Below are 1,447 nucleotides of genomic sequence, written 5' to 3'. Positions count from 1 at the left end.
GCGGAGGTGAAGGCGTACAGCACCTCGGAGAACCCGTGTGCGCCCGGATTGAGTATGGAGTGCGGCGGGGTCGGCAGGGCCAGCGAGGCCGCGGTGAAGACGAGGACCAGCGCGGGGGTGACCAGGATGTAGCAGGCGGCGAGCTTCATCTCGCGCGCGCCGATCTTCTTGCCCAGGTACTCAGGGGTGCGGCCGACCATAAGACCGGCGAGGAACACCGCGATCACGGCCATGATCAGCATGCCGTACAGCCCGGAGCCGGTGCCGCCGGGCGCGATCTCGCCCAGCATCATCCCGAGCATGGCGACACCGCCGCCGAGCCCGGTGTAGGAGGAGTGGAAGGAGTCCACGGCGCCGGTGGAGGTGAGTGTGGTGGACACGGCGAAGAGCGCGGAGCCGCCGACGCCGAAGCGGACCTCCTTGCCCTCCATGGCGCCGCCCGCGGCCTGGAGCGCCGGGCCGTGGTGGCTGAACTCGGCCGCCGTCATCAGGGCGGTGAAACCGAGCCAGATGGCGGCCATGGTGGCGAGGATCGCGTAGCCCTGGCGGACACTGCCGACCATCAGGCCGAAGGTGCGGGTCAGCGAGAACGGGATGACGAGGATCAGGAAGATCTCGAACAGGTTGGAGAAGGGGGTCGGGTTCTCGAAGGGGTGGGCGCTGTTGGCGTTGAAGTAGCCGCCGCCGTTGGTGCCCAGTTCCTTGATGGCCTCCTGGGAGGCGACCGCGCCGCCGTTCCACTGCTGGGTGCCGCCCGGGAACTGGCCGACCTCATGGATGCCGGAGAAGTTCTGAATGACGCCGCACGCCACCAGGACCAGCGCGCCGAGCACCGCCGCCGGGACCAGGACGCGCAGCGTGCCGCGCACCAGGTCGGCCCAGAAGTTGCCCAGTTCGCCGGAGCGGGACCGGGCGAAGCCGCGCACCAGCGCGACCGCGACGGCCATGCCCACGGCGGCGGACACGAAGTTCTGCACCGCGAGCCCCGCCGTCTGCACGACATGGCCCATGGTCTGTTCGCCGTAGTACGACTGCCAGTCGGTGTTGGTGACGAAGGAGACGGCGGTGTTGAAGGACTGCGCCGGGTTCACCGAGGAGAACCCCAGTGAGCCGGGCAGCACCCCCTGGAGCCGCTGGAGCAGGTAGAGGAAGAGGACACCGGCGAGGGAGAAGGCGAGCACCCCGCGCAGATACGCCGGCCAGCGCATCTCGGTGTCGGGGTCGGCGCCGACGGCCCGGTAGATCCAGCGCTCGACACGCAGGTGACGGCGCGAGGAGTACACCTTGGCCATGTAGCCGCCGGCGGGCGCGTGGACGAGGGCCAGCGCGCCTGTGAGGGCGAGGAGCTGGAGCACTCCCGCCAGTACGGAACCCATGTCTGCTCTCAGAACCTCTCCGGGAAGATCAGGGCGAGGACGAGATAGCCCAGCAGGGCGACGGCCACGAC

1 protein-coding gene is annotated in these 1,447 nt (G+C 69.5%); it reads right to left on the bottom strand.

The genetic code is table 11. The features are described from left to right. Nucleotides 1-1,376, bottom strand: a 1,376-nt coding sequence (gene kdpA / locus GT030_RS07525; RefSeq protein ID WP_161200408.1) for a potassium-transporting ATPase subunit KdpA, incomplete at its 3' end; no start/stop codon positions are given. Between the last annotated feature and the right edge of the window lie 71 nt (nucleotides 1,377-1,447).

Source organism: Streptomyces sp. SID1328, assembly GCF_009865595.1.
Lineage (GTDB): Bacteria > Actinomycetota > Actinomycetes > Streptomycetales > Streptomycetaceae > Streptomyces > Streptomyces griseoluteus.
The sequence above is the reverse complement of the archived record's forward strand: the minus strand, read 5'-3'. Positions and strand labels throughout refer to the sequence as shown.